The 26,499-nt window shown below is 54.5% G+C and carries 25 protein-coding genes and 1 pseudogene; 12 read left to right on the forward strand and 14 right to left on the reverse strand.

The genetic code is table 11. The annotated features are described in order from the left end of the window. Positions 1-68: 68 nt before the first annotated feature. On the forward strand, positions 69-4,214 hold the full coding sequence (locus AC4PS7_RS08985) for a CheR family methyltransferase (RefSeq protein ID WP_123477349.1): 4,146 nt from the start codon (positions 69-71) through the stop codon (positions 4,212-4,214). Positions 4,215-4,221: 7 nt separating this feature from the next. Here AC4PS7_RS08985 and AC4PS7_RS08990 read toward each other — a convergent pair whose 3' ends face one another. Genes AC4PS7_RS08990 through AC4PS7_RS09000 form a run of 3 tightly spaced genes read right to left on the reverse strand, consistent with a single transcriptional unit; the run spans position 4,222 to position 5,426 of the window. Further along, the gene (locus tag AC4PS7_RS08990) at positions 4,222-4,665 is read right to left on the reverse strand and encodes a DUF421 domain-containing protein (protein ID WP_123477347.1); all 444 of its coding nucleotides are present in this window, start codon (positions 4,663-4,665) and stop codon (positions 4,222-4,224) included. An 8-nt stretch (positions 4,666-4,673) separates the two neighbouring features. Beyond that, positions 4,674-5,189, reverse strand: coding sequence for a hypothetical protein (locus AC4PS7_RS08995; protein WP_123477345.1), 516 nt, complete (start codon positions 5,187-5,189; stop codon positions 4,674-4,676). A gap of 15 nt (positions 5,190-5,204) precedes the next feature. Continuing rightward, positions 5,205-5,426, reverse strand: a complete 222-nt coding sequence (locus AC4PS7_RS09000) for a PLDc N-terminal domain-containing protein (RefSeq protein WP_123477343.1) — start codon at positions 5,424-5,426, stop codon at positions 5,205-5,207. A 219-nt stretch (positions 5,427-5,645) separates the two neighbouring features. Between AC4PS7_RS09000 and AC4PS7_RS09005 the strand changes: the two genes are divergently transcribed. Both AC4PS7_RS09005 and AC4PS7_RS09010 read left to right on the forward strand, forming a co-directional pair. Beyond that, the gene (locus AC4PS7_RS09005; protein WP_123477341.1) at positions 5,646-5,945 is read left to right on the forward strand and encodes a hypothetical protein; all 300 of its coding nucleotides are present in this window, start codon (positions 5,646-5,648) and stop codon (positions 5,943-5,945) included. Continuing rightward, positions 5,945-6,229, forward strand: a complete 285-nt coding sequence (locus AC4PS7_RS09010; RefSeq protein ID WP_123477339.1) for a hypothetical protein — start codon at positions 5,945-5,947, stop codon at positions 6,227-6,229. The genes AC4PS7_RS09005 and AC4PS7_RS09010 overlap by 1 nt, the downstream gene beginning before the upstream one ends. Before the next feature lie 839 nt (positions 6,230-7,068). On the opposite strand, the gene AC4PS7_RS09015 is transcribed toward AC4PS7_RS09010, so the two are convergent. The 5 genes from AC4PS7_RS09015 to AC4PS7_RS09035 all read right to left on the reverse strand — a co-directional run bounded on the left by AC4PS7_RS09015 (position 7,069) and on the right by AC4PS7_RS09035 (position 9,718). Further along, positions 7,069-7,455, reverse strand: coding sequence for a hypothetical protein (locus tag AC4PS7_RS09015; protein ID WP_056858383.1), 387 nt, complete (start codon positions 7,453-7,455; stop codon positions 7,069-7,071). A gap of 144 nt (positions 7,456-7,599) precedes the next feature. Beyond that, positions 7,600-8,055: a hypothetical protein gene (locus AC4PS7_RS09020; RefSeq protein WP_492179329.1), complete on the reverse strand. Its 456-nt coding sequence runs from the start codon at positions 8,053-8,055 to the stop codon at positions 7,600-7,602. A 413-nt stretch (positions 8,056-8,468) separates the two neighbouring features. Continuing rightward, positions 8,469-8,672: a hypothetical protein gene (locus tag AC4PS7_RS09025; RefSeq protein ID WP_224795823.1), complete on the reverse strand. Its 204-nt coding sequence runs from the start codon at positions 8,670-8,672 to the stop codon at positions 8,469-8,471. A gap of 99 nt (positions 8,673-8,771) precedes the next feature. Continuing rightward, positions 8,772-9,086 carry a hypothetical protein gene (locus AC4PS7_RS09030; RefSeq protein ID WP_015371109.1) on the reverse strand — a complete coding sequence of 105 codons (315 nt, stop codon included), beginning with the start codon at positions 9,084-9,086 and terminating at the stop codon, positions 8,772-8,774. Positions 9,087-9,115: 29 nt separating this feature from the next. Further along, a complete protein-coding gene (locus tag AC4PS7_RS09035; RefSeq protein ID WP_015371108.1) occupies positions 9,116-9,718 on the reverse strand; it encodes a hypothetical protein in 603 nt (200 codons plus the stop codon). A 209-nt stretch (positions 9,719-9,927) separates the two neighbouring features. Between AC4PS7_RS09035 and AC4PS7_RS09040 the strand changes: the two are divergent. Continuing rightward, positions 9,928-11,300: pseudogene (locus AC4PS7_RS09040) on the forward strand (transposase). Between the two features lie 30 nt (positions 11,301-11,330). On the opposite strand, the gene AC4PS7_RS09045 reads toward AC4PS7_RS09040, so the two are convergent. The 4 genes from AC4PS7_RS09045 to AC4PS7_RS09060 are packed head-to-tail and all read right to left on the reverse strand — an operon-like array spanning position 11,331 to position 14,349. Then, positions 11,331-11,513 carry a hypothetical protein gene (locus tag AC4PS7_RS09045; RefSeq protein WP_492179330.1) on the reverse strand — a complete coding sequence of 61 codons (183 nt, stop codon included), beginning with the start codon at positions 11,511-11,513 and terminating at the stop codon, positions 11,331-11,333. A gap of 53 nt (positions 11,514-11,566) precedes the next feature. After that, entirely contained in the window at positions 11,567-12,427 is an 861-nt protein-coding gene (locus AC4PS7_RS09050) for an SMP-30/gluconolactonase/LRE family protein (protein ID WP_065883888.1), read from the reverse strand. Positions 12,428-12,466: 39 nt separating this feature from the next. Beyond that, complete coding sequence (locus AC4PS7_RS09055; protein ID WP_015371102.1) at positions 12,467-12,940, reverse strand: DMT family transporter; 474 nt, start codon at positions 12,938-12,940, stop codon at positions 12,467-12,469. Positions 12,941-12,951: 11 nt separating this feature from the next. Beyond that, the gene (locus AC4PS7_RS09060) at positions 12,952-14,349 is read right to left on the reverse strand and encodes an amidohydrolase family protein (RefSeq protein WP_123477333.1); all 1,398 of its coding nucleotides are present in this window, start codon (positions 14,347-14,349) and stop codon (positions 12,952-12,954) included. Positions 14,350-14,494: 145 nt separating this feature from the next. Between AC4PS7_RS09060 and AC4PS7_RS09065 the strand changes: the two genes are divergently transcribed. After that, positions 14,495-15,406 carry a LysR family transcriptional regulator gene (locus AC4PS7_RS09065; protein ID WP_015371104.1) on the forward strand — a complete coding sequence of 304 codons (912 nt, stop codon included), beginning with the start codon at positions 14,495-14,497 and terminating at the stop codon, positions 15,404-15,406. Here the strand turns inward: AC4PS7_RS09065 and AC4PS7_RS09070 are convergent. Then, the gene (locus tag AC4PS7_RS09070) at positions 15,319-16,566 is read right to left on the reverse strand and encodes an MFS transporter (RefSeq protein ID WP_015371105.1); all 1,248 of its coding nucleotides are present in this window, start codon (positions 16,564-16,566) and stop codon (positions 15,319-15,321) included. The two genes, AC4PS7_RS09065 and AC4PS7_RS09070, sit on opposite strands and share 88 nt — an antisense overlap. An 88-nt stretch (positions 16,567-16,654) precedes the next feature. Between AC4PS7_RS09070 and AC4PS7_RS09075 the strand changes: the two genes are divergently transcribed. The 4 genes from AC4PS7_RS09075 (at position 16,655) to AC4PS7_RS09090 (ending at position 18,715) form a co-directional block, all read left to right on the forward strand. Further along, the gene (locus AC4PS7_RS09075; protein ID WP_492179331.1) at positions 16,655-17,449 is read left to right on the forward strand and encodes an AraC family transcriptional regulator; all 795 of its coding nucleotides are present in this window, start codon (positions 16,655-16,657) and stop codon (positions 17,447-17,449) included. Between the two features lie 199 nt (positions 17,450-17,648). Continuing rightward, positions 17,649-17,864, forward strand: a complete 216-nt coding sequence (locus AC4PS7_RS09080) for a death domain-containing protein (protein WP_058426048.1) — start codon at positions 17,649-17,651, stop codon at positions 17,862-17,864. A gap of 201 nt (positions 17,865-18,065) precedes the next feature. Further along, on the forward strand, positions 18,066-18,356 hold the full coding sequence (locus AC4PS7_RS09085) for a type II toxin-antitoxin system ParD family antitoxin (RefSeq protein ID WP_027605753.1): 291 nt from the start codon (positions 18,066-18,068) through the stop codon (positions 18,354-18,356). 2 nt (positions 18,357-18,358) lie between these two features. Continuing rightward, a complete protein-coding gene (locus tag AC4PS7_RS09090; protein ID WP_058426049.1) occupies positions 18,359-18,715 on the forward strand; it encodes a type II toxin-antitoxin system RelE/ParE family toxin in 357 nt (118 codons plus the stop codon). An 859-nt stretch (positions 18,716-19,574) separates the two neighbouring features. Here AC4PS7_RS09090 and AC4PS7_RS09095 read toward each other — a convergent pair. Then, on the reverse strand, positions 19,575-23,495 hold the full coding sequence (locus AC4PS7_RS09095; RefSeq protein ID WP_492179332.1) for a YobI family P-loop NTPase: 3,921 nt from the start codon (positions 23,493-23,495) through the stop codon (positions 19,575-19,577). A 414-nt stretch (positions 23,496-23,909) separates the two neighbouring features. On the opposite strand from AC4PS7_RS09095, the gene AC4PS7_RS09100 reads away from it, so the two are divergent. The 3 genes from AC4PS7_RS09100 (at position 23,910) to AC4PS7_RS09110 (ending at position 26,498) form a co-directional block, all read left to right on the forward strand. Continuing rightward, positions 23,910-24,155, forward strand: a complete 246-nt coding sequence (locus tag AC4PS7_RS09100; RefSeq protein WP_492179333.1) for a hypothetical protein — start codon at positions 23,910-23,912, stop codon at positions 24,153-24,155. A 766-nt stretch (positions 24,156-24,921) separates the two neighbouring features. Next, positions 24,922-25,290, forward strand: coding sequence for a hypothetical protein (locus AC4PS7_RS09105; RefSeq protein ID WP_492179334.1), 369 nt, complete (start codon positions 24,922-24,924; stop codon positions 25,288-25,290). 446 nt (positions 25,291-25,736) lie between these two features. Further along, positions 25,737-26,498, forward strand: a complete 762-nt coding sequence (locus tag AC4PS7_RS09110) for an abortive infection family protein (protein ID WP_492179335.1) — start codon at positions 25,737-25,739, stop codon at positions 26,496-26,498. The last annotated feature ends 1 nt before the right edge of the window (position 26,499 follow it).

The following is a 26,499-nucleotide window of genomic DNA, read 5'->3' on the forward strand; positions in this document are numbered from 1 at the left end:
GTTTAAGTTCGCGCCCCTCCACACGCTCTTCGCGTGCGCAGTTAACCAAGCTAACAAGGTCGGTATTTATGAAGTCTGCCCCCCTGCGGTCCCCTAACGTTCCGCAACGCAAAGATCTGATTCCAAGCGACCTGAGTTTTCCGGTGGTAGGGATTGGCGCGTCGGCGGGCGGGCTGCAGGCGGTGAAGGCGTTCTTTGAGCACATGCCCAAAGACTGCGGCATGGCATTTGTAGTGATCCTGCACCTGTCCCCCGATCATCAAAGTGTGGCGGACCAGATCATCCAGGAGTCAACCCGCATGCCGGTGTCGCAGGTCAATGACACCACGCCCATAGAAAAGAATCGGGTGTATGTCATCTCGCCTGCACACCTCCTAAGCATGAATGATGGCTATTTGTCAGTATCGCCAACGTTGCGCGAAGGTGGTTCGCATATCGCTATTGACCTATTTTTTCGCGATCTGGCCGACACGCACAAAGAGCGGGCGTTTTGCCTGATTCTGTCTGGGACCGGCTCAGACGGCGCGGTGGGCCTGTCTCGGATCAAGGAGCAAGGAGGGATCACTCTGGTACAAAGCCCGGAAGATGCAGAGTTCGATGGTATGCCGTTGGCTGCCATCGAAACGCAAATGGCCGATCTCGTGCTTCCGGTGGTGGAAATGCCGCAGAAATTGCTGGAGCTGTGGTGCAATGCTCAATCGATCATCCTGCCCACCGCCGGCGATCCCGAAATCAATACCACCCCGCCCGCCACCGAACGCGATGCCGCCGTTGCGGAGCAGTTATTGCTGGACATCCTGATTCAGCTACGCGCCAGTACCGGGCACGACTTCAAGCACTACAAGCGTGCCACAGTGTTGCGCCGTATTGAGCGTCGCTTGCAAGTAACCGCGCAGCCTGACCTGGCGTCCTATTACAACTTCCTCCAAGGACACCCAGACGAAACCAAGGCGTTACTCGGCGATATGCTGATCGGCGTGACCAACTTCTTCCGCGACCGCGAAGCCTTTGAAGCACTTGAACGCGACGTGATACCTAACTTGGTGAAGTCGCTCGAAGACAGCGTGCCGCACCGTGAGGAGGTGCGCATCTGGTCGGCCGGCTGCTCCACCGGCGAAGAAGCCTACAGCCTCGCGATGCTGGTGGCCGAGCAACTGGCGCTGGATGCCAGCGGTGCCAAGATGCAGGTGTTTGCCACTGATATTGACGAGCGCGCAATCACCCACGGCCGCAACGGCGTATACCCCGAGGCGATCATCACCGACGTACCGCCACCGCGGCTGCGCCAGTACTTCGCCGAAGAGAAAAACCAGCACTACCGGGTACGCAAGGAAATTCGAGAGAAGGTCTTGTTCGCCAAACACAGCCTGCTGGCTGATCCGCCGTTCTCCCAGATCGACCTAATCGTGTGCCGCAACCTGTTGATCTACCTGGACCGCGAAGTGCAACGCGACATCCTGCAGATGTTCCACTTTGCGCTGCGCCCCGGTGGCTATCTGTTCCTCGGTTCCTCGGAATCGGCCGACGGCTGCTTGGACCTGTTTGTACCGGTGGACAAACGAAACCGCATTTTTCGGGTGCGTGCCGGCTCCTCCGCTATGCGCCGCGCCCCAACCATGCCGCGAGGCGGCTACCTGCGCCCAAGCACCGCGTCGATTGCGACTGAAATCAAGGCGCCCAGCAAAGTTTCGTTCGCGGACATCCACCTGCGCGCCTTGGAAAAAGCCGCGCCACCCAGCGTAATCGTCGATATCCACGCCGAGATCCTGCACATAAGCGAAGGTGCCGGGCGGTTCTTACGCTATGTCGCCGGGGAAGTTACCCACAATCTGTTGGCCCTGGTTCATCCCGACCTGCGCCTCGACATCCGCACCACACTCTTCCAGGTCCAGCAATCGAATATGCCTGTGACCTCCCGCAAAGTCCGCGTCCAGCGCGAGCAGGGCTCCTTCATGGTGGACATTACCGCCTGCCCTTATCGCGATGACGCGACCGAAAGCGACTATGTGCTGGTGATCTTTCAAGAAAGCGAAATCGATCCACAACAGGCAGATACCACGATTGTCAGCCATGCAGAGAACGCCATCCTGCGCAACCTGGAGCGGGAGCTGCAACGCACCAAGCTGCACTTACAGGACACCATCGAACAGTCGGAAGTCTCAAGCGAGGAGCTCAAGGCCTCCAACGAAGAAATGCAGGCGGTCAATGAAGAGTTGCGTTCGGCCACCGAAGAGCTGGAAACCAGCAAGGAAGAACTGCAGTCGATCAATGAAGAGCTGTTGACCGTCAACTATGAACTCAAAACCAAGGTAGAAGAGACCGACAAGGTCAATGACTACCTGACCAACCTGATCGCCTCCACCGATATCGCCACCGTATTCGTCGACCGCAATATGCGCATCCGGTGGTTCACGCCACGTGCCACCGATATTTTCAGCATGCTCCCGGTGGACACCGGACGCTCGTTGATGGACATCACGCACCGCCTGGATTACCCGGAAATCACTGAAGACGCTGCGACTGTGTTTGAGTCGCTGAGCATCATCGAGCGGGAAATCAGCAGTAAGGACGACCGCTGGTACATCGCACGATTGTTGCCCTACCGTTCCAGCGAGGATCATATCGACGGCACGGTGCTGACCTTCATCGATATCACCAAGCGACGCCAGGCCGAGGAGGAACTGCGCCTAGGGGAAGAGCGCATGCGCCTGGTGGCCGAGAGTACCCACGACTTTGCAATTATCATCCTTGATGACCACGGTGCCATCACCGAGTGGAACACCGGTGCAGAGCTGATCTTCGGCTACAGTAAGGGCGAAGTGCTGGGCGCCTATTACGACTTGATTTTTTCACCGGAGGATCGCACCGCCGGCATACCTGAGAGCGAGCTGCGCGCGGCGCGCGAGCATGGTCGGGGTGAAGATGAGCGCTGGCATGTGCGCAAGAATGGCAGCCGGTTCTACTGTAGCGGTGAGGTCACACAGCTCAAGAGCGACAGCTTGCAGGGCTACGTCAAAATCGCCCGCGACCTCACCGGCCACAAACGCACCCAGGATGAGCAAAGCCAGCGCCTGATGGAAACTCAGACGAAGAGCCATCTCAAGGACGAGTTTTTCGCGGTTATGTCGCACGAACTCAAGCATCCACTGAACCTGATCCAACTGAACGCGGAGTTACTGCGTCGCTTGCCTGCTACCAAGGCGGCGGGTCCGGCGATCAAAGCCGTGAATACAATCTGCGAGGCAGTGTCCAGCCAGGCGCGAATCATTGACGACCTGCTGGATGTCGCCCGGGTGCGCACGGGCAAGCTGAAGCTGAAAAAACAACAGGTTGATCTGATTCGTACGCTGCAGGATATCCATGGCGTAGTGCTCTCCGACGGCCATCACCGTCAGGTGACGCTGCAAACGCCTTCGGATCATGGCCCCCTGATCGTCGACGTCGACCCGACCCGCATTGAGCAAGTGATCTGGAACCTGGTCAACAACGCCCTGAAATTCACCCCGGAGGGTGGTCAGGTGCAGTTGGTGCTGAGCCGCTCAGAGGGGCGCGCCCAGTTGGACGTGATCGACAGTGGCATCGGCCTGACAGATGACAGCCTGGAGAAGATCTTTGATCTGTTCGGGCAGGCGGAAAACCAGCATCAGACGCATCAGCGCGAGGGCCTAGGGATAGGTTTGTCCTTGGTACACCAGTTGGTTGAGGCTCACGAAGGCTCGGTCAGTGTTCATTCCAGGGGGCTCGGCTTTGGCTGCACCTTCTCGATATGGCTACCGCTGTGCCAACACCAGAATCATCTGCCACCTGCCGACGCTGAGCAGGAAGACGATGAACGCCTCCATGGCGTCAAGGTGTTGCTGGTGGATGACTCTGCCGAGGTGCTTGAAGTGCTGAATTTATTGCTGGAGATGGAAGGCGCCGAGGTTAGCGCCTTTAATGACCCACAGACTGCGCTGGAAAAAGCCCGCGATGCACAGTACGACTTGATCATTTCGGACATTGGCATGCCGAAAATGAATGGCCATGAGCTAATGCAGAAGCTGCGCACGATAGGTCATCTGCGTCAGATCCCCGCCATCGCCCTCACAGGCTACGGTGCCGGCAGCGACCAGAAAAAGGCGGCTGAGTCGGGCTTCAGCACCCATGTGAGCAAACCGGTCGCCCACGACTCCTTGATTGATCTCATCGAAAAACTGTGTCGCTTAGGAAGTTAGGTTGGATCTATTCAGTAGGAATAACGGAAATTTTTCCGTTGCGCTCAAGGATCGCGAATTTGATCTGATGAATCTCTACGATGCCTTGAGCGGATCGGGCGGCTTCGAGAATATCGCTTTCATCCAACCGGGCGCGCTTTAGTCGCTCATGGAGCACATTGCCATGCTCGACGACTATCGTCGGGCCACCATCAAGCAGGCGGGAAAACCAACGTGAACGCTGTTTTGCCAGCGAGAAACCAATGTCTATTGCAATCAACGTGGCGATCACCAGCACCGCATTGGTCAACGAAAAATCGTCGCCCAGCAAGGCCTGCTGAGTCGCTTCGCCGATGACCATCAACAGCACCAGGTCGAAGGTTGTCAGCTCCGCAAGCGAGCGCCGGCCAGCGATCTTGAACAGGATCATCAACACGATATAGATAGCAGTCGCCCGTAACACCGAATCCATGATGCCCCCTAGGGATAGATGAGCTGTGAGAACCCCAATGAGGTTCCCGTTGGCAGCGAAACGTGCGTCTTAAAACTGCCCACACCATCGCTGCGCACTGTCAGGTGCACGATCGCTCGCCCCCCGTTGTCGCTGAGCACCCAGAGCCTTACGCCCTCGCCGGCGGCACTCGCCTTGAGTGGCTGCGGTTGAAGCATTTCAATTTCAAAGCCGCGCAACAATTCCCCACTGATTTCGACTTCGACCGGTTCGCGGGGTTTGCCTTGAAGGTAGACGATCACTTCATCGGAAGAGCCATTGCGCAGAAACCGCTGGTACTCGACCCGCAGATGTCCATCGACACTGCGTGCCTCTGCGCTGCTCAGCGGCCCTTTGGAGAACAATCCTGCCAAGGTAAGCCCGATCAGCACAACCAAGCCGTACCAGCCCAATCGCTCGAAGCGCCAGACCTTGCGTTGCAAGACCATGTCTTCATTGACGGGGTAATTTCGGCTGTGCAGATCCCTATGAACAGGCTCCTTCATACGGCCCCCTGTGATTCAGCCTTTACTGTGTTCTGGAGAGGACGGGCCTTTGGTGACGCCGCGCGGCCCCGCGATACTCCAAATAGCCAACCCTACAAACGGCAAGATCACGACCACCGTTGTCCAACCCGCCTTGCTGCCCGTGCTGTTATCGCTACGCCAGACACTATTGATGACCCATAGGTCGAGCAACAGCAGAATAATCATCAGGCCAATCCAAAAATAGGTCACTTGCATGACGAACCTCCCGGTTACTGGTTGTAGTTTGTTAGGGTTAAGGCGCGGCGATGAGGTTCAGATTTTTTGAAAAGGCGGAGTGTCGATCTAAAAAGACGATAATTTGGCGCAACTGAATCGTTGAATTAATCGATATTTCCGAGAGAACCAATTTGATACAAGGGCGTTCCAAGCGGGTCAGACCGTTATAGAGAGACCTGCTGATGAAGGATTGAAGCCATGCAACACAATAACAGCCACACAAAAATGATGGCCTGCCGGCAGTTGGCCATGGAGCAAAATCAAAAGCTTTTCAACCAGGCCAATGCCCTTAGCAACAGCGCATTCGACTTGCTGGAGCACCCTGATTTCGATAGCGAAATGTTTGATGAATATCTGCGCCTTCGCGGCAAAGCCGAAGCGCTTTTCCGTGAAGCGATTGATCATCTCGGCGTGCTCAATAAATATTTCCCAGCGCCCACAATAAGCGCGGCGGCAAAGGACGGAAAAGTTGCCAAGCGCGAGAAGGAAGTGGCGTGATGAAAGACTCTCAGCGCGCGTGGGACCTGGCAATGGTGCTAATCGCAAATGGTAAGATCCCTTTCGATCCCGCCAATTTGGACGGATCGGTAAAAATACTCTCGCGACATTTGGAAGCGCTGGAAACGGCACTTCATAAGAAGGCGATTCTGGCAGATAAACCGGTTGCCCGAACTATGCACCACGAACACTTGCCCATGCTAGGTGGTCGCAAACCTGAGTTGGTGAGTTCCTCCACGCCAACCAGTGACGCTCGCCATATAAAGGATGCCACACTCCCATGATCGCGTGTGCCTACGACCAACCGAGCACACGCTAAATCGACATTACAAAGCTGTGCCGCTAAGAAGAGCAGATTCGAACAAACGTTGCTGGTGTGCGATGAAGAAATGCTGCAAACCGCCTGAACGGGATGATCGCAGCACAATCGACCTGGCTTAATGTGGCTCGTCTGCGCGTAGATCCCCCATTCATGCCAAGAAGGTTAACGCAAGCACTTGAAGGAAATTGTCCGGCGCATGAACGCCTTTGATTTATCTTTCATCCCGTCGCGTATCTCTGGAGCCGCCAATACCCAAACAGCGACTTGTTATCCAAGTATTCTCAATATCCACTCTTATAAAGTGTCGTCTGATCTCGATTTTACTAGGTTTTCAAAAATAACGGTTCGTGACAGGTTCACCGCAAAATCACCGTGACCCTCATCTTCCAAGCGAGCTATCAGTTCGGCGAGAAGCTGAAGGAACAGGCGTATGCCAGAGATGGGGCTTATGGCACCGTATCTGTGTGCGACGTGATAGCTCATGTTTACCGCACGTATTAGTGGTCTAACCGCCTTAGTCTGTTTTAACCCTTAGAGTTGCTCGCTAGAAATTAGCCAAAATTTCGAATGAGCTATGACTGGCTTGAGCATCAAAGTAATCAGATCATTTTGCCATAACGCAAATATTTAGAAATAAAGTCTTTGGCCGATAGCTCGCCATTTCATCTGGCTGCTTTCGACCCAAAGCTGACGGTGGCGACAGTCAGAGATCGGCCAAAAGCAGCTCCTCAATTCAGGGGGGTTTTCGTCCGAAAAAACACCATTCGGAAATGTCTGAAAGAGGACGCGCAGGCACCTACCTCAAGGACGATGCAGCCCTGTCGCATCCCGCCAGTACAAGGTTTTTTCGAACTGAAAGCTAATAAGAAAGAAAGCCGAACACGACTGAGATATGGACCGAGCGATTTTATCCAGATCTTCCATAGCCGACTCCCCCTCTGGTTCGGGCCCTTTAATTCTGATGGTGCAACGCACAGCGACAGGGAAGTCGATACCCATTGTATTCTCAGCATAAATCGTAGGGGCATCGAGTACGTCATTGGTACTCAATTTAAGTCCCGAGGTAAATTCAGCGTATAGCCCATTTCCTGCGACCTCTATTTCCCAAGCACCGGCATTCGCAACTGCCTTGCTCAGCGTCGAAATTGTGAGCGTACTATCAGCTTCCAAGCACAGATCAAGACTCATGAATCCTCCCTTTTCCTTGGCTGCACACTTGCACCAAAATTTTTGAGTGCGATCTTCGCGACAGTGTATTTGGCTAGGGGTTTGAACGACCTCCGCGGTTCACTATGGGGGGGAGTCGACCCAAAGCCGACATAACTCCGTGCATTATCGTTTTTCCAAAACAACCACATAATCGGAGAAGTCGACATCACCCACCCCGTCGCTACATTCCAACGTCATCGTGCCATCGGTCCCGTGGACGTGAATTCCAGCAATGCCAACCCATGCATTCATGCCAAAAGCGCTCTTCCAGACGTTCCAGATTTTTAGAACGTTTCCACCTTTAGAAAACACTTCTATCTCCAAAGCATCAGGACTGGTATCAGACCACAAAACTATTTCGGGACAGCCGTTGCCAGAGCCTTCGACGACGATTTGCCCGCCCATCATCTTTAATGCCAATCCTTGCACTCGACCGTTCGTAGCGCCCAATCGACGAACTGAAAAGACGGTTCTGGGCTCTGTGATCTTGATCTCCATGATCGCAACGATAGTTTTTCCATTGAAACTTATGGGCTTCCCTTTGGTGCGCATAAATGTAGAGGAGAGTGTTTCTTCCATTTTTTGATCCCCGGAATCTCTCAGGTGCCTTGCCTCAGTTTGGCCTAGCGAGGTTAGCATCCCTATACCTTAAGGGATTATGAATGGCTGCTTCTGGCCGAGGCTGTGGAAAAACGTTTTTGAGCGCGACAGGTACTCAAAACCGAACCGAAAATCGCGCTTCTACGCAAAATCCACATCTGCTGACGTACCGATAAATTTCAGATTTGACGTAGACGCGGACACTTAAATTTTGGTGAAGCGTTTTTACACACTCTGGGCCATTAGCCGCCATTTACTAAAAGCCGCTTTCGACTCAAAGCTGGCAATGGCGATACCCCAGACTGATTCCGGCCCGATACGATAGAAGCATTTACAACACTTGGTCGTGCCCAGCCCCATTGTTCGGGAACCTTCTGGCCACTTAATAAGAACTAATGCTGATCGTCTGGAGGGACGGTAACGGGATGAAGAAAAGAGTTCCAGGCCTTGTATGCTTCATGATGCTTTTTGACTTCCTCATCCCAATCAGGCCCTGAAACTCTCTTCGAGACCACCATCATCATTTTGGTATTGGCGGCATCAAGCTCAACTAGTAGCTCGTGGCATCTAAATCTAAAATCATCTATGTCTTCCATATACTCACCTTGCGACAGGTCTAGCCGGATATACCGGGTCATACCCATTTTCGTAATGACAAGTCCCCAAAGACAAAGGTTCATTGAGCAGCCGAGTTTCTATTCGGCATGTTTTGAACAGACTGCATCGCACAGCAGCTCCAACAACTCATTCGCCAGGACCGCCGCTTCTTGTCGATAGTCGGCGTTCCAGCGGCACGACCAGTTATCAGGCTTTCCCTCATCCTCCCATTGCGCCAATGCAAGCCCGTTGAGTATTTCCAGCTCGAACCAAACACGCTGCCAAGCGACAGCGTCCTGGACTGACGCCGTGTCTTGCCATAGGAATTCTGTTTGCACGACAAATGCCGACCATGCAAACAGATCCTCTGAGGCTCGCTCACCGATCATTCGGAAGTATTTTGCGCTAGCCAATCAACGATTCCTTGTAGTCGTTTACCTGTTTAGTAAACGTCTATCCCCGGATAGAGATCCGCGGGTGGACGATAATTGGGGTTCTCAAAGCGGCTGTTCTCGTAATGGGTTTTGGCCGTCGGTCCATCGCCGTTATAGGTCACCTGCGGGTTTGGCGTGAGATGCCAACCGCTTCCTTCCTTGTCGCGCTCGATCAGTGATGCGTATAACCTACAGTTGCCTGATGAGCCGGATGTCAGCCTGAACTGGTAATAGCGTCCGGCTTGGGGCGTGAACTTAGTCGAGACATAGCAGGAACGAGTGCGTGTCCCCTCCCAGAATAGATCCACTTGCGTTTCGATACCGGGTCGGATCTGCGTTTCGTAATAGTCCCATGTAAGGTCTTGCCCTGCCTTTGGCATGCCCACGTCCTGTGTGTGGGTGAACGGCAGGGGGCCGGTGCGAACGGCGCCGCCCGAACGTTTGCCGTTTTCGTATTGGTAAATTTCGGCGTGCTGCGTGTAGTCGACGATACGTACCCAGGCAGGGTTGGGCTCGTTTTCGGGCGCGGTAAAGTAGTTGGTATGGGGCAAAAACTGGCAGCCTGCGAACAACGGCAATGCAAGCAGGCAGAGCAGAGGGCGTATCGACATGAAGCCTTTCCTTTTGCGGAGTCAGGGTTACAGACAGCAAAAGAGGAGGCGCATTGCGTAAAAGCTGAAAATTTTGTGGCTGAATCGTCGCGACGATATCGGTTTCAACCGGTCGCGACAGGCAGAAATCGGCCGATTCTGTTGAAAAAGTAGCTCCCCTGGCTGGCCTCCGGCAAAATCTCCGCATTGGCCGGAGGGGATCACACAGCATGATGGGACAGTTATCGAGTGGGCAGGAGCGACTGTTTTACTCGTTCAACCTTGAAGATCACATCCCAGCCAATCACCTTCTGCGCAGCATTGATCGGTGTCTCGATCTGAGCGACCTGCGCCATTACCTCTCCGATTTCTATAGCCCGATTGGACGTCCGTCGATTGATCCTGAACTGATGATCCGTATGCTGATCGTCGGCTACTGCTACGGTATCCGCTCCGAACGGCGGTTGTGCGAAGAGGCCCATTTGAACCTGGCGTATCGCTGGTTCTGCCGGTTGAGCCTTGGAGATGAAGTACCCAATCACTCGACGTTTTCCAAAAATCGACACGGCCGTTTTCGGGACAGTGATCTGTTTCGCTGGTTGTTCAATGAAGTGCTGCGTCGCTGCATGGACGCCGGTCTGGTCAAGGGCGAAGGCTTTGCCGTGGACGCCAGCATTATCAAAGCAGATGCGAGTCGGCAGCGCGGCGTACCGGGAGATGAACAGGTCAACTGGAGCGATCCATCTCTGAGCACCCGCGCCGTGCGTGAGTACCTTGAGGCACTCGATGAAGAGGCGCTGGCCGAAACGCTACCGAAGCGCCTGTCGCTGACTGATCCTCAGGCCCGCTGGACCGCTGCTCCAGGAGGCCCAGCTTTCTACGCTTACTCCACGAATTATCTGATCGATACCGAGCACGGTGTGATTGTGGATGTGGAATCCACACCGGCTCATCGAACCGCAGAAGTCGAGAGCACCAAGACGATGATCGAACGGGTCGAAGCGCAGTTCGACATCAAGCCGGAACGCCTCATTGGCGACACCGCTTACGGTACAGCGCCGATGCTGGCCTGGATGGTGGAGGAAAAAGACATCGAGCCGCATGTGCCGGTGTGGGACAAAACCGAGCGCAAGAACGACAGTTTTTCGAGTAATGATTTCCACTGGAATGAAGCGGCTGAGGAATACCGCTGCCCGGCCGGCAATCCATTGCGCAGCGAATGGCGAGCCTTCAAGAATGAGCGTTCACACGTCACCAAAGCCAACACCATCATCTTCCGATCCCGGCAGACCGACTGCGCTACGTGTCCGATGAAAGCCAAGTGCTGCCCGAACACTGCGTTCCGCAAGATTGCTCGCAGCGTCCATGAAGCCGCTCGCGATGTGGCTCGGCGCATTGCAGCAACGCCGGCATATCAGCGCTCTCGCCACGAACGTAAAAAGGTCGAAATGTTGTTTGCCCACCTCAAGCGCATCCTGAAATTGGATCGCCTGCGGCTACGTGGCATGAGTGGCGCGACGGATGAATTCACGCTGCCGCTGCGGTGCAGAACCTGCGACGGCTGGCCAAATTTTCATCTCAAGGGCCACCAGTCACGGGATAGGTGCGCCTGCACCAAGCAAAAAACCTCAAATTAACCCAATAACAGAGCAGCAAAGGTCACCGAAGGGCCGAAAAACCACTCAATGTGGTGAGTAGGTTCTCCGGTGGTGGTCGTGCCTGAGTTCAGGCCATTTGAAAATCCGACTTTTTCAACAGAATCGGCCAAAAGCGGCCCTTCGCAACAGGCATAAATCGGCCAGAAGCGGTCATTCATACGCGTCTACCAAGTTGGCATTCAGAACGGCGCGACAGGCTAGAACCTACTATTCAGTGCAGTCGTCCTGTAAATCGCTCTTCAGGGGATCCGGCAGCTAAAACGGCTTCGGCTTTTATCAGCGTGCCATCGAAATCTGCCGGCTTATCCAGCCCTATCCGTGCGCTGGTGCAGTAAAGCGTTTCATAACCAAGTCCCGCTAACACCGGACAAGTGGTCTGAATACACGGGGAGTCGATCACGCTGTCAACTTTGCCGTCAGTCGCGTAACGCACGACTCTGCTACCGCCCCATTCCGCATTCCAGAGAAAGCCCTGCGCATCAATACAAGAACCGTCTGGAGCACCCTGACCGTTGACTGTAGTGAATACACGCTGGTTTTCTAGCGACGGGTAATCGCAGCAGAAAATGCATCCTTGCAGGGAGTCCGCGTAATACATGGTGGAACCGTCCGGGCTAAAACAGATGCTGTTCGGGATCGCCACTTCGGGAAGGTCCAGCGTTTCAGTCTTGAGCGTCGCGGCATTGAACCGGTGAAATCGCCCTATAGTTTGCACCGCCTCACCGGCATCCATAGTGCTAAACACAAAGTTGCCCATACGGTCGCAGCGGCCATCATTGACCCGGGTTCCGGGTACTCCAGGCGTGATGGTAATTTTGGTGAAGCGAAGAGTACTCAGGTTGTAATAACCTAGGCAGGAGGCCAATCCCATTAGCAATACGTCTGTATTGGTCGTAAGGGCGAACGACCCCAGCGGCTCGGGCACTCGCCAGTGCTGTACTTCACCGCTCACGGGGTCCAGAGCAAGCAGTTCGCAACCAGGGATATCGGTCCAGAACAGGCGTTCCGTTCTTTCACACCAGACAGGGCACTCGCCAAGAAGACTGGTGGTGCCGCTTAGGGTTTTAAACATGGTTGCGTCCTACGAAACAGGATGGGGCAAACAAGGCAGTCAGTTGGAGAAAAGCGCTGACCACCTGTCACCGAACAGGGCGATGGCCAGTCCTGCGAGCATCACCATCGACCCGGCCAACTTGATGAGAGACACCGGCCTTTCCGATGCCCCCATCAATCCGAAATGATCGATAACCAGTGAGGAGATAATCTGACCTGCGATAGCGAGGCCCAGCAGGGCTGACAGGCCGATTTTTGGCGCAAGCACCACATAACTAAGCAAGGCACCGGCACCCAGCAGACCGCCCAGCAGGCTCCACCAGGGCTGGGCAGGTATAGCCGCCAGTGAGGCCACTATCCCGCCACGCATCAATGAAAAGACGCCCAGGCACACCGCTCCGGCAGTAAATGAGAACAGCGCCGCCGCTACGGAATCTCCACCCACACCTTTAGCGAGTTGACCATTCAGCGTGGTCTGCAGGGTAATGCCAAGCCCCGCGGCGATGGCCAGCAGGTAGTAAGCTGCGTTCATTTCGCGCCTCCTTACTTGGCTGACTCAAGCGGCATGAATGTCTCGGCAAAAATATTCGGCTGGTAGCCTGCGGCAGCAAACAGATGCTCACGGGATTCGTCGATTGCTGCACGCAGCCTTTCGCTGTCCACGCCCAGCACCTTGCCGCCGCGCTTGACGATGCGCCCGCCAATCATGACCGTGTCGACATTGCTGCGTTCGGCCGCGTGTACCACGGTGCCGAATGCGTTACCCGACGGGTAAAGGTTGATGTCCTGCGCATTGATAAGGATCAGGTCGGCCTGTTTGCCGGGGGTCAGGGTGCCGACTTTGTCCTGCAATCCTGCACAGGTGGCGCCGTCAAGAGTGGCGGCTTTGAGCAGGCCATGAGCCGGCAGGGTCACCGGATGATGCTCTGCGCCGCAGCAGCGCTGCTGGTGCATGCCCATGACGCGTTGCAGGTAGAACGCCACCCGCATCTCCATGAACATGTCACCGCTATAGGAGGTTTCGTTATCGACACTCAGCCCCGGGCTGATGCCGTGACGCTGGGCCGACTGCATGGCGAACATTCCATCTTCAATGCCGTAGTGGGCATCTGAACGCGGGCATACGTTGACCCGCACGCCAGCCTCGCGAATGATTTTCCAGCCGGCGTCCGGCAGCGCTGTGCAGTGGTTGAAGATGTTATCGGGGCGCAGCAGACCCTCGCGATGCAAACCCTCCAACTCAGCTGCCATGTCCCCGCCGAAGAATTCGGTAATGATAGGCAGCCCCAAGCGCCGGGCCTCAGCCCATAGCTCAGGCTCCAGCTGCGCCATTACCGCCAGCGAGAGCAGCGGGTTGTCACCGTTCTTGACGTATTTCCCCTGGAGACGCTCCAGGTTGCCGGGCCAGTGGGCTTTGTCCCACTCACCAGAAACTGGCGCACCGGAGGCGTGTACAGACCGGATACCAGCATCGAGCAGCGCCTCGACCGCGGCGTCGGAGTGCGCGCCGGTGCGGCTGTTGTGCGAGTTATCGACCACGGTCGTGATGCCCGCATCGATGCACCCCAATGCAGTCAGTAGATTGCCAATATACATGTCAGCCGGGCGATAGTATTTGGCGAACGAGAAGTGCGTTGCGTTGCAGTAGTCTTCCAGGGTTTCGGCATTCGGATTGATTCGACGCAGTTGGCCCTCCCAGGAGTGACGATGCGTATCGACCATGCCGGGCATGGCAATCATGCCGGATGCCTCGATAACCATAGCGTCGCCGGCCTCGATGTTTTCACCTATGGCCGTGATGGTGCTGCCTTCGATAAGGATATCGCCGCGCGCCAGATTGCCGATATCACCGTCCATGCTCAGCACAGTGGCGCCGCGGATAAGGGTGCGGGCGGCCTGAGCGGTCGGGGCCTGCACAATGCTGCGGTTATATTCAGCCATTTTCTGTACACCTCTTCAAATTTCGTTGGAAGCAATGTACGCAATGCGATACTGCGGGAAAAAGATGGTTAAACTGTTTTTATTATTCAATATCTACGAATAATAACGACTTTACCCGATCACTGCTTTGAGGCTGCTAACAGTCATGGACCGTATTCAAGCGATGCAGGTTTTCGTACGTGTGGCTGAAGCAGGAAGCTTTATCCAGGCGGCGCAGACGCTCTCTCTGCCGGCCTCCACAGTTACCAGCAGCGTTAAAAATCTTGAGAAGTACTTGCAGGTACGCCTGCTGAACAGAACAACGCGTCGGGTCAGCCTGACCTCTGAGGGCGCACAATATCTGGCGCAATGCCGGGAAATATTGGAGCTGATCGAACACACAGAGACCAGCCTGACGGATTCCGTAAAACGGCCACAGGGGCGTTTGCGTGTCGATATGCCGGGTGGCATTGCACACTTCATCGTCATGCCAAACCTGCAAGACTTCTACAGGCGCTACCCGGATATCTACCTGATGATAGGCGTCAACGATCGGCAGGTTGATCTGGTTCAAGAGGGTGTCGATTGCGTTATTCGTACAGGCGAGCTCGATGACTCAACGCTCGTTGCGCGCCCACTCGGTCGGTTTCGCTGGGTAACCTGTGCGTCTGCCGCCTATCTCGAAGAGAACGGCACTCCGCAAAATCCGCAAGATTTGTCTCACCACCGGGCCATCCATTACTTCTCGGGCCGCGCAAGGCAAGCAGGTGAAATGCGCTTTGCCCGTGGTACCGAAAAAATCTCAGTCCCGGTGAACGGCACAGCGGCCGTCAACGAGACTGGGCTTTACATCAAAATGTGCCTTGAAGGCTTCGGGCTGGTGCAGCTCGCTGAGAACGTGGTCAGCGAGCATCTGCGAGAAGGGCGACTGGTCGAAGTGCTTGCTGACTGGCAGCCCGCATCGGTTCCTGTTCACCTGCTATACCCGCATCAGCGCTTTTTATCGCCAGCTGTGAGCGCATTCGCTGACTGGATTGCTGGGCTTGTTCGCGACGATGATTCAGCAGATTCAAGTTGAACGTTGCGCCCGGCCAGCATGCCGGTGAATGCTCCGGCTACGGAGATTGCGGCTGTGATCAGCAGCGGTCCTGTCCAGCCACCGGTCCAGTCGTGCAGTTGGCCCAGCAGCAAGGGGCCTGCGGCTGCCATCAGGTAGCCGACGCACTGCGCCATTCCTGAAAGTGCCGCCGTGTCACCGGCATTTTTTGTGCGCAAGCCGATGAAGGTCAGGCCGAGCATCATGCTGGCACCAGAGCCGAAGCCCAGGACCGCGGCCCACAACATGGCGTAGTCTGGCGCGTAAATGAGCCCGATCAGGGATGAGGCGGTTAACAGGCTGACGGTAGCGGCTGCCAGTTTCTGGTCTTTGAGACGACGAAGCGTGGCCGCCAGAATCAAGCCGGGAATGGCCGTCGTCAGTTGAAGCGTGCCGTGTACCGTGCCTGCTTGCTCCGGGGATATGCCATGGTCCATCAGAATGGTCGGCAGCCAGCCGACGGCGACATAAAAAGGCATCGCGTTCAGCCCCATGAACAGTGTGACCTGCCATGCCAGCGGCGAACGCCAGACGGCCACGGTTGGCGCTTGTTTCGGACCTGACAGATTTACGTGTTCGTGTTTTTTCAACTGCGGCAGCCACACCACCAGCGCCAACAACGGGGCTGCGACCAACAAACTCAGGGCAATCGGCCATCCCCATGATTGGGTCAGCGGAACTATTACGGCTGAACCGACAGCGCCCGCTGCACCCATGGTGATGGAATAAGCGCCGGTCATGGACGCCATTTTTGTCGAGAAGTCGCGTTTGATCAGGCCGGGCAGCAGCACGTTGCCCAGGGCGATCCCAGTGCCTATCAATATCGTACCGGCGTACAACACCCATGCGCTGCCTGCGGAGCGGAGCAGGATGCCCGCTGAAATGACCAACAATGCACCGAAAAGCGTGCGCTCGATGCCGAACCTGCGGGCGACCGATGCGCTGAGCGGGGAGAAGGCTGCAAAGGCAAGTAATGGCAGTGAAGTAAGCAGGCCTAGAGCTGAGGCGCTCAAGCCAAAATCATTCTGGATCAGCGGCAAAACGGGCGCGATGCTGGTAAAGGGAACGCGCAGGTTCACGGCGATAAGCAGAATGCCTGCGACGAGCGCGATGGCATGCCACTTGTTTTTTGTATCTGACATATTCTTTATCTGTCCTCTTAAAAGAAGACAACTGTAGAGAACTTCAGAACCGGCTAATATAGATATCAAGACACCTGATATCTAAATTATGCCAAGCTCAAAAAATGTCGTTTCCTCGCCGGAAGATTTCGATTCAGACCTTTTCGCCCAGGCAGCGATTGCCCTCAAGGTTGCGCCTGACCTCAATGATTCGGGTGCCCGTCCGCATGATCATCGCAAAGGCCAGCTCATCCTGTCTTTGCATGGCGTAGTGAGCTGTGAGGTGCAAAATGCACTCTGGCTTGTCCCTCCCCAGCACGCCGTATGGATCCCGGGCGGCACGCCGCACAGTTGCCGAGTGACCGAAAACGCCCGGACCTGCTTTCTGTTCGTTGAGCCCGGTGCGGCAGCCATGCCTGAAGAATGCTGCACGGTTGCCATTACGCCCCTTGTTCGGGAGATGGTCCTGCATCTCGCTGAACAGGAACCTGCTTACCATTCCGAGGGCAAGACAGCTCGGCTGGTTGCAGTGCTGCTTGAGCAGCTTTCCGATGCCCCGCTGAAAGAGCTGCATTTGCCGATATCAGACCACCCCAAGATCAAACAAATCGCGGATACGCTCTTCTCAGATCCAGGCGACCGAACCACGTTGCGCGAGTGGGCCACTCGGCTTGCAACCAGTGAACGAACGCTGGCCAGGCTTGTAGAAAGCACGACCGGGCTGAGCTTCGGACGCTGGCGTCAACAATTGCATTTGATGATCGCACTGAGTCATTTGGCGGAGGGGGTATCCGTGCAACGTGTGGCGGGCATCCTGGGATATGACTCTGTTAATGCATTCATCACTATGTTCAAGAAAGCACTGGGTAAACCGCCTACTCAGTATTTTTCCTCTCTGCGCTAGTGCTCTGCTGGCTGATACAAAGCGCCGAGGCTGTAGAACGATCTGTCTGCTATTGGCCGTCTGCTGCCTGTCGCAACGGCAGTTTTTGGCGAATGCTGGCCCTCACTCTAAACCGTTTCATGCACTTAACTCACGGGTGGCTCAGGACATCCGCCTCCCCCGCTGCTACGCTTTCGGCTCCTTCATTGGAGTCGAAACAATGCCCACTGAATATTCACTGCCTGATGTCCTTGAGCGTCTGTACCAAAACCAGCTCGCCTTAGAGGCGGCGGTGATGGAGTTGACGTTGTGGATTGAGCGCAAGGGTACGACGGACACAGGCGACAATATCCGCGGCGCGCTACAAACGATTGGAGAGAACGCCGGACACATCAAACAAGGTTTGGCAAAACTGAAGGCCCGAGGCCCACACTAATTAAGCTGTCCACGACGTCCCGCATGCGACAGCCTTGCTTGGACTTTGTGCGCTTACAGTCCGGGCCATCTGTTCGGCGCAAAGGATGACCCCACACTTTACAGTTCGTCAGGTACAAATCCTAAACTCCCTGCTTTTATGTAAAATGGCATAATATGCCAACGTTCGAAACAATATGTTTGCCCAGAGTTGGAGCTAATGATGGCGACGCGAAACGTTGTGCTCACCCCTCACCAAGAACAGGTTATCCAGGACCTGGTCCAGTCCGGCCGTTATCAAAATGCCAGCGAAGTAATGCGAGAAGGCTTAAGGCTATTGGAGCAACGCGTCGCCGAAGATACCGCCAAAATTGAGGCCCTGCGTCAGGCGACCTCGATCGGCATCATGGACCTTGAGCACGGGCGCTTTACTCAGGTGAACGAAGGAGATCTGGAGCACTACCTCGAGGGCTTGAGCCTGGAGGCCACCCTCCCCGCGCGAGAGAAACACTGAGCATGCCGCAGTATCGGATTTCCAACGCGGCGCGTGCCGACATTGTCGACATCCTCAGGCTCTCCCAAGCGCAGTTCGGCGATCAAGCACGCCAGCGCTACCAGGCGCTGATCCTCGCGGCGCTGCAAGCGCTTGCCGACACGCCTTATTGCATTGGCAGCCATGACCGCGATGAGCTTGCACCGGGCCTTCGCAGCTATCATCTCACCTATTCACGCCAGCAGGCCAGACATCCCCATGGAACGGTCAAAAGCCCACGCCACGTCGTATTTTATCGTTTGGCAAATGACGACGTGATCGAGGTCGTCCGACTCCTTCATGACGCCATGGAAGTGCAGTTGCACTTACCTAACGACTGATCAGCGACCTGGCCCAACGGCTTAACTGGCCAGGAATAGCGAAGGTAAGGCGTCCCCTCTATATCTCAACCTGAGCGCCCTCGTTGTCAGCCGACTTGGCGGCCAATTGAGGCGGGAGGTTCGGTGTCCACCGGGCTATCGAGACCCACGACCAGAGCCCTGGCAACATCACGCAGAGCACGAGCATCTCGCGGGTCAATTTCAGGATAGGTGCAGAGAGACAGACCCGACAACTCCACTTAAGGATGTCGACTCATTACCCAAATCCTCTTCCGAGCGACCAAGGATTTGCCAGATACGGGTTGCTCATCCAGTATACGGAGGCGCACTGAATACCAGTGACGGCCACCCAGATCCATGTCAGAAATCGCCATTCGCGATCGCTCGCACACCCTGTGCAATTGGGGGCATAAATGGGGGCATAATTCGCTTTTTTCAAGCTGAAACTACTGTCCTAGAGCCTAGTCAAAATGTTTTTTGGCGACCCTGAGAGTCTTTAGGCGTTGTCGGGCAGGCTGGTTAGCTGATCATTTCTGGCTTTCCACAAACCACGGAGATCCATTCACTTCCAGACGATTGCTACATTGGGGGCACATCTAGGGGCATTCTTTGGATAGTTTGAAAAGGATGCCCCCAGGCTGAAGTCCAACAGCCACTTCTCGAAAAAGTCATACGCTGCTGCTCCCAAACCGCCGTCGAGCGCTATCCGATCACCTCAATTTGAATCGGCCCGAGTTTTCTAGACTCCCTTAAAGCCTCACGCGGCGCGCCCACTCCGACGGCGTGATTGATGCCTGTATAGGCAACCCTCTCAGCGCCATTCAAGAAGCACGCTGATGTAACCGAGCTAACAAGCTGTCTATTCGGCGCTTGCCGTGTCCTTCATTTCACTCGGTCGGGTGTTCGCTGTGAGAACGTCGTCCTTCGCCGTCACGCCGCCAACAAAACCTCGTGCTTGCAATGCCTCCAGCAATCGTAGATTGGCTGCAGTGGACGCCACCTCAATCTTTCTCACATTGGGCGCTAACCGGTCGAAACCTTCCGCTAGCAGCCCAAGCAGGGCCGTCACCTCTACCCACGTGCTGGACGCTAAACATTGGACGAGCATTTCCTGTCGCTGTTCTGACGACAGTCCATCCTCAGCCATGAGCTTTCTAAGTATGGGGGCAAACGAGGCGGGGAAACGCGACGTACCAGCGTTGAGCCAACTGCAGAGCCGGGCAATTTCCATAGTGGCTACGCTGGAGGTATCAAACGTTTCGTGCGGTACAGCAGTCCACAGGTTGATTTTGTCATCTAGTGTTGGCACGCTGCTTTGGCTGAGCGTGAGCACCATTTCGGTGGGCAGTTGGGTAAAGTCGATATGCTCTCGTGCCTGACTCCAGTGCGCAAGGAGATAAGGAACCTCCAAGTTGAGGTCGTATGTGCGGATACAGTCTCGGATCTCAGGAGTGAATGCCAAGAAATCCGCGCTCGCCAGCATCGTCCAGCGTTCTGCTGGCAATCTGCCTAAGGAACCACTTAGGATCACCGGATTATTCAGGTTCAGCCCAGCGAATAGCTCGATAACGGTTTCGTTGTCGACTGCTGGTGTGCTCAGTAGATAACTCTGCAAATCTATATGTCGGGCCTGATTGCTTACCCATAAATGTTGGTTCAGCAATTTTGTGTGGTGCTTGATGAAATCCGCGAAGGCCTCCATGTCTGCCGGTTCGCAACCTTTATCAGTAAGGGCTGGCAGCAAGACGTTGTTGAAGAAAGACCAGACGGCGTCAACTCGCATCGAGACGCGATCAGTTGATAGCACAATCGCCCACAGTTTTTGAGGTAAGTCCTCCAAGCGCTCAACCTCACAAATCGTGCGCGCAAACAGCAGGTGCATGCTGGTGGTTTCCGCTGCAACGTCGAGCACTTTCAGCAACGTTGAAAGTGACGCGGCTGACTCCTCCAATTCACCCGTTTGACTCAAAAGCACATTTGCCAGCGCGTCAGGCGACTCAAGCAACTGCTCATCAAGGCCCGTAATATTTAGCGCCTTGAGACGACGGTAAGTGACGTTCGCGCTGCCGTGAGCGGATTTGCTTTGTAGATCATCGGCAGTTTTGGGGTCACCCTTCTGACAAACTAGGGTAAGCATGTGCAGGTTAAAATCGATACAGCGCCATTCGATCAGTTGCGCAAGATCATCCAGAGACGTGGTTTCGCCCAAGTGATTGAACTGAACGGGTAAAGTCTTCAACCAACTCCACCCGCCCTCGCCCACTTTGAGTTGTGGCATCAAGCGCGAGTTATCTTCAAGCGCCTCAATGGCGCTGCGAATTTCAGTGTTCGGATGAACATCGAGTGCCTGCAACTGGTCGGCGGTCAACCCATCCAGGATGGCGCCAATAAGCAACTGCTTCAGGATCACCGTCTCGAAGCGAGGTGCCTCCGTCAACAGTGCACGGAACAAACCGGGTTCAAATTCAAATACGGCGCGAACAAAACGATGTGAATTCGGCCCCGAAATCAGTAACTCGGCCGCCTCCGCCATCCTGCCCAGATGATCTTTCAATCCGCTCCTGAAAATAGTCATGAGCAATTCGCGCGCGTGGCTCCAATCGGGCGCGGAGTAGGCGTCACTCACCAGGTAATCGATCAGCGTTGCGATGATACCCCTTCCATCGCCAAGGTCGTCGACATCGAGTTTTTCCACCACTGTCTTGGGCGCGCTGATGACGGTCGTCACTTCCGGAATGGCGCCGCCTCTGAGCCCCAGCAGCAGGTTTTTATCTTCCGCGGTGAGCGAGCCAGGGTAAAAGTAGCCAAAGTAATCTGGGTAATCGGTACCAAGGTAGCCGTGGCGCATCAGGTAGATGACAATTTCCAGACCCGCTAGCTTTTGCAGGATCTCTTCGCCATAACCTTGTTTGGCGGCACCGCGAAAGGTCAGGCGATTGATCAGTCTGGACTCCAAACGCTGCTCAGCTATCTTTTTATCAATGCTGCCCATCGTTTGTTGGAGCCGGTCATAACGCTTTTGGTAGGTCGTTGAAGCGAGAAACTCTATAGGTGCTCCGGGCACCACTGACTTTCTGATAGTTTGACCATACTTGTCGATAGCGATCATGGCCAACTGAGAACTTTGAGAGAAAATCAGGTTAAACGCATCATCAACAACAAATTCAATTAACGTGTATCGGTTAGCGTTCAACACATCAACATGAGACGCATAAGAAGCCCCAGATTTTTCTAACATCTCAAGCCAGACATACGCGCGTAGTTCGGCCGTACTTTTCGCGACTTCCTGCACCTTCCGCTCGCGCTCCTCGCGCAGCGCCTGATAAACGCTCTCAGCGTTTTTGTGCAGCTGACTCCGCCATTCGCGAAAGCCATGAAGCGTCTCGTAAATAGGCCCTCGGCGCTTTACCAGCTCGGCATACTCATTCGGGTGCAAGTTGCGAATCGCGATAATCGCAAAGAGCTTATTGGGGTCCAACTTCAAGCCCGAACCCGCTCTCAGGATGCTGGAGAACATGTCAAATTCGTTGACGATATTTTTGATCAAACGCATGTCATCAATAAAATATGACACGGTTTCAAGCAGATGAGGATTCAGCCCGGTGTCTAACGGCACCCCGTTGAGCTTTCTCAACCCCAGCAGCTCAATCAGCTTCTCGCGTGAATTTTCCGAGTTGACCACCGGGATGATCGGAATAATCAGGTCAAAAAACTTGGTTTTCTCACCCACTGCGAACAGTTCATCGCGTAGCGCGTACACAAAGTACACGCGCCGCCGAATCTGCGGTGACTGCTTGATGATGAAATTGATCTCACGCAAGCGCGTGAACACGTCTTGAATGCCGAAGCGATCCAGGTCTTCGATCACCACCACATTGATGTTGCTGCGTTCAAAACAGTAAATAATCTCGTCGACATTTTTATGCAGCACCGAACCGTGGTGCGTCGTTTCCAACTTACCGCCCTTGATGGTGAGGCCATCAATACTGAACGAGGACAGCAACCTTAGCCCAAAGAACACCAGGTACACGCCGCCCACACCGAGCGCGGCGACCGCCATCCAATCTGGAAGTAGCAACAGCCAGCCGCGTAACCACTCAGGGATGATGATCAGTGGTTTCTCTGCCACCGGTGCATATAGCCTTAGGGCGCACACCATCAGTAAAACGAAGAACGCGGTGTAGCCCCAGAGCGCAGATAATGAGGCTTGAACGATGCGTTTCAAGCGGGTTTTGGGCAGTTGCTTTGACGGCACGGCATAAAGCAACTGCTGAACGATGGCTTCCTCGATTCGCGTTGAAAGATCGGCGTCGTTTGCAGTTACTGAGGTTAGTTTTTCTGGCGGCCGAGCAGTGGGCTGGCCATTAGCCGCGGGCACCGAAGGGTCTTGGTTGTCCCCAGCCTGGTCGCGCTCCTTGCCAAAGGCGGCTAATGAAATAAACGCAAAGTTGAATTCCGGATGCCGATCCACAAACGTACGGATCACGCTGCTTTTGCCAGCGCCATACTCACCGGTGATCGCGACATTACGCACTTGGTCATTGGCCAGCGCACTCAACAGCTCACGCTCATAGCGTTGCGACGAAGGCAGGTCTAACAGAACAGGCGTCAGCGGCTCGAAGACCGTGGTGCCATTCGGAGCCCTCAAAAAATCCTGCGCGGCCTGCAGCGCCTTACGCAACGCCGTGGTGTATCGCCGGTACTGTCCAATGCCCTGGCAAATCATTGCAGTGCCACGTTTATGAACTGAATGGAAAAATGCCACTACAGGCCTGAGCATCCGTGTCTCCTATCTGACGATAAATCTGCCGAGGGCACCCCCGCCAAAAGCCCTGATCTGGAATACACAGCCGATAACGGCTGGCCTGCTTTCAGGATCCCAGATGATAGCGCACCGCCATCTCTCTAAGCGATGTGTCTAACCAGACAGGTAAGAAAAATAGCTTCCCACTACCACTAGAAGACAACGGCGTGCGCGCCACGGCAGAGACGACTGACGTTTCCAGAGAGCTGCCGCTACTCATCAATCCTTGCGAGGATGATCGTGCTACGTACTTGATGCATAGCCTGGATCCACGGCACCCCCACGGGCCTGATCGTAGCCACAGGCAATGCGCAACAGCTAGCACGCGCCAGTGCTTCGATTCACATCTATGGTCTGAACCGTCTGAAACTGTTCCAGGATCGCAACCGTTTGCTAAGGAAACTGCAATTCCTCGGTGATTTGATCACGGAATTGGCTGAGTCGATTACTGCGCTGGAAGAGCCCGCAACACAGCGCCTATTGATGGGCACACCTGCAGCTGGTGTGGCCACGCGCCTTCGCCTTCTCCAAGATCGCTTGCTCTCCGAACTGAAGGATACCACCGCGCCGGAAGCCCCATATGCTTCGATGGCCGGTGTCTGGCTTAAAAAGTTTATGGAAGCACTTCGCATGTAAGGTACATCTATACTGGAATATAAACTTTTCTTCGTTATTTCACAGCACTGGCGCGGAGCAAACCCATGGCAACCCCATGCTAGCGAGTCAGCTCACTAAAATCTTGGCTTGATGGTGGCCGACGAGGTATCCAAGGTGCCATAGACCGACTTCGTATTCAGAGAGATATCCAATCTGGAATCATTTGCTGACTTAAGAAAGACAAAGAGACGTCCCTAGGCCAATTGCGTTGCCAGCTGCAAAAAGCCAAGCTGCCAATCTACGACCACCTAGACTGACAGCTAGCAACCGCCTTGTCTTGTGCTCCATCACATCTAGTCCCACGAAATCTCGGCTAACCGCGCCAACTTTAGTACCGTCAAATTAGTCGATGTCATACTCAGCAAGCATTACTATCTGGGCACTCAAGTTAATGAGGAGCGCTCGCCCAGACACGTACTCGGCCATAGGAATAACCTTGACCTAGCGCTCTGAGGCCTGCTTGAACGTGTTTGTGCGGAGCTTGCCGAATTCAAAACGACTGGAGGTTCTGGGGAGCGAATTAAAGCATGCTTTCTGGCTACGAGGAGTGTCAGTTGGGCACGCACAAACCGTGAGATCTGACGAAGTACGAGACGCCGTTTCCTAAATCACCACAAAGGAATCATCACTCCTTCATCAGCCTAGCAGCGCTTCAAAAAAACCTTCCATTTACCCAATCTTCCAAGCTAGCCTAGTGCCTGCTGGCACTTTGCCAAACCACGATGCAGAACATGGAGCTTTTGTAATGGACTTGAAAGTTATGTCAGTGGGAGGGCAAGGAGATCAAAAAAGTGAATATGTTGTACTCCAAGCAACAGAAGACTGCAACCTGAACAACTACATGATCTTTGACGAAACCTACAAAGATGATGGTAGCGCTAGCAATAAGCACCGCCACATTTTCATCTTTCCCGATTGGACAATAAAAAAAGGTGAGTTTATATTTCTTTTTACTCGCCCCGGGTCAAATAATAGAGGCGTAACACAGCAGAAAAACCCTGCCAGCTACTTTTACTGGGGGCTGAAATCGTCCGTTTGGAATGAGGAGGGAGACAAAGTTCATATCGTTAAAACCGAAAGCAAAGCTACTTTTAAGGTTCCTAGTATCGCTTAGCTTTTTTTAAAATCAAGAAAAGCCTCAAAACACTGAGGCTTTTCTAAATACGCGGTCTGATAGCAAATCTTTCCGCATTGCTGTAGCTGCAATAAAGGTTTGAAATGCAGAAGCCGGACTAGCGAGGACGAACTCGGGATCATACGCAAACCGTGCTCGCCATGGCCAACTGCCGTGCACCCAGCGATGCATTTGCATTCTCCTCCAGCTTCGCACGCCACTCTCGAATCGATAGTCACGTTGTACTCTGCTGGATACCCTACCCACCTTGGGGTTCATCGTTCCGGAAATGTATTCGCTACCCAGCGCGTTGGTGACTGGTTGCAAATCGACGAGACAAGGTCGTCATCAAGGCTGGAACGGGTGGAGAATTCGAGTCGGTACCAGTCGCAGACTTTCGGTCAGTGGCCCCACAGCACTGCGGACACAGTGAAAAGGATTTTCGTATGAATGAGTATTTGCTCCATGACCCCTCTTGGAATGGCCCACTGATCGTCGCCGTACAGCGAGCGATCACCGAGACATTCACCAAATCCGATTGGAATGAGGTTGGGCACCTCACAGGCCTGCACGCCTACATCACAGGCCACAAGCGGCTTTTGCGGAGCCTCGACTGGGGAGACCCGGATTACAGTGACTGCGTGTTTGAAGTGGTCACCCGTATGCAGCATCACAACGGCCAGGCACTGGCGCTACTGATTGAGCATCCGAAGGTACTGCCTCTTTTAGAAGTATCCGTGCCGAACCATCTCCATCAATTAGGAATCAGCGTCGGTCACGTCCGAGCAGTTACGCCCTCGGTAAGCGCTTCTGAGGTTGTACGGCGGGCGCTTACGGACGCTGATCAATTCATCGAGACGAATGGTGCACAGAGCGCCGTAGATCGCCTCCATACCGCAATGCACGGCTACCTGAAGGCCGAATGTGCAGCGGCCAGCATTGCAATTCCCCCCGATGCAACCCTGACCCAGGCTTTCAAAGCACTCCGCACCAATCACCCGACATTGGCTGATTCGGGTGCCCATACGACAGATGTTGCCAAAGTACTTCAGTCATTCGCCTCTGTTCTGGATGCATTGAACACCGTCCGCAACCACGGAAGCGTCGCTCATCCAAACGAGCACCTCATCGAGGCGCCAGAAGCCTTCCTGTTCGTCAATGCGGTCAGAACGCTTTTTCATTACCTGAACAACAAGCTTGGACACTGAT

This window comes from Pseudomonas sp. DW-iso3, assembly GCF_058725305.1.

Excerpts from the sequence above, each read along its gene's own strand:
- AC4PS7_RS08985 (WP_123477349.1), top strand. The coding sequence starts at position 69 with ATGAAGTCTGCCCCCCTGCGGTCCCCTAACGTTCCGCAACGCAAAGAT.
- AC4PS7_RS08990 (WP_123477347.1), bottom strand. The coding sequence starts at position 4,665 with ATGGATTCGGTGTTACGGGCGACTGCTATCTATATCGTGTTGATGATC.
- AC4PS7_RS08995 (WP_123477345.1), bottom strand. The coding sequence starts at position 5,189 with ATGAAGGAGCCTGTTCATAGGGATCTGCACAGCCGAAATTACCCCGTC.
- AC4PS7_RS09000 (WP_123477343.1), bottom strand. The coding sequence starts at position 5,426 with ATGCAAGTGACCTATTTTTGGATTGGCCTGATGATTATTCTGCTGTTG.
- AC4PS7_RS09005 (WP_123477341.1), top strand. The coding sequence starts at position 5,646 with ATGCAACACAATAACAGCCACACAAAAATGATGGCCTGCCGGCAGTTG.
- AC4PS7_RS09010 (WP_123477339.1), top strand. The coding sequence starts at position 5,945 with ATGAAAGACTCTCAGCGCGCGTGGGACCTGGCAATGGTGCTAATCGCA.
- AC4PS7_RS09015 (WP_056858383.1), bottom strand. The coding sequence starts at position 7,455 with ATGAGTCTTGATCTGTGCTTGGAAGCTGATAGTACGCTCACAATTTCG.
- AC4PS7_RS09020 (WP_492179329.1), bottom strand. The coding sequence starts at position 8,055 with ATGGAAGAAACACTCTCCTCTACATTTATGCGCACCAAAGGGAAGCCC.
- AC4PS7_RS09025 (WP_224795823.1), bottom strand. The coding sequence starts at position 8,672 with ATGGAAGACATAGATGATTTTAGATTTAGATGCCACGAGCTACTAGTT.
- AC4PS7_RS09035 (WP_015371108.1), bottom strand. The coding sequence starts at position 9,718 with ATGTCGATACGCCCTCTGCTCTGCCTGCTTGCATTGCCGTTGTTCGCA.
- AC4PS7_RS09045 (WP_492179330.1), bottom strand. The coding sequence starts at position 11,513 with ATGAATGACCGCTTCTGGCCGATTTATGCCTGTTGCGAAGGGCCGCTT.
- AC4PS7_RS09050 (WP_065883888.1), bottom strand. The coding sequence starts at position 12,427 with ATGTTTAAAACCCTAAGCGGCACCACCAGTCTTCTTGGCGAGTGCCCT.
- AC4PS7_RS09055 (WP_015371102.1), bottom strand. The coding sequence starts at position 12,940 with ATGAACGCAGCTTACTACCTGCTGGCCATCGCCGCGGGGCTTGGCATT.
- AC4PS7_RS09060 (WP_123477333.1), bottom strand. The coding sequence starts at position 14,349 with ATGGCTGAATATAACCGCAGCATTGTGCAGGCCCCGACCGCTCAGGCC.
- AC4PS7_RS09065 (WP_015371104.1), top strand. The coding sequence starts at position 14,495 with ATGGACCGTATTCAAGCGATGCAGGTTTTCGTACGTGTGGCTGAAGCA.
- AC4PS7_RS09070 (WP_015371105.1), bottom strand. The coding sequence starts at position 16,566 with ATGTCAGATACAAAAAACAAGTGGCATGCCATCGCGCTCGTCGCAGGC.
- AC4PS7_RS09075 (WP_492179331.1), top strand. The coding sequence starts at position 16,655 with ATGCCAAGCTCAAAAAATGTCGTTTCCTCGCCGGAAGATTTCGATTCA.
- AC4PS7_RS09080 (WP_058426048.1), top strand. The coding sequence starts at position 17,649 with ATGCCCACTGAATATTCACTGCCTGATGTCCTTGAGCGTCTGTACCAA.
- AC4PS7_RS09085 (WP_027605753.1), top strand. The coding sequence starts at position 18,066 with ATGGCGACGCGAAACGTTGTGCTCACCCCTCACCAAGAACAGGTTATC.
- AC4PS7_RS09090 (WP_058426049.1), top strand. The coding sequence starts at position 18,359 with ATGCCGCAGTATCGGATTTCCAACGCGGCGCGTGCCGACATTGTCGAC.
- AC4PS7_RS09095 (WP_492179332.1), bottom strand. The coding sequence starts at position 23,495 with ATGCTCAGGCCTGTAGTGGCATTTTTCCATTCAGTTCATAAACGTGGC.
- AC4PS7_RS09105 (WP_492179334.1), top strand. The coding sequence starts at position 24,922 with ATGGACTTGAAAGTTATGTCAGTGGGAGGGCAAGGAGATCAAAAAAGT.
- AC4PS7_RS09110 (WP_492179335.1), top strand. The coding sequence starts at position 25,737 with ATGAATGAGTATTTGCTCCATGACCCCTCTTGGAATGGCCCACTGATC.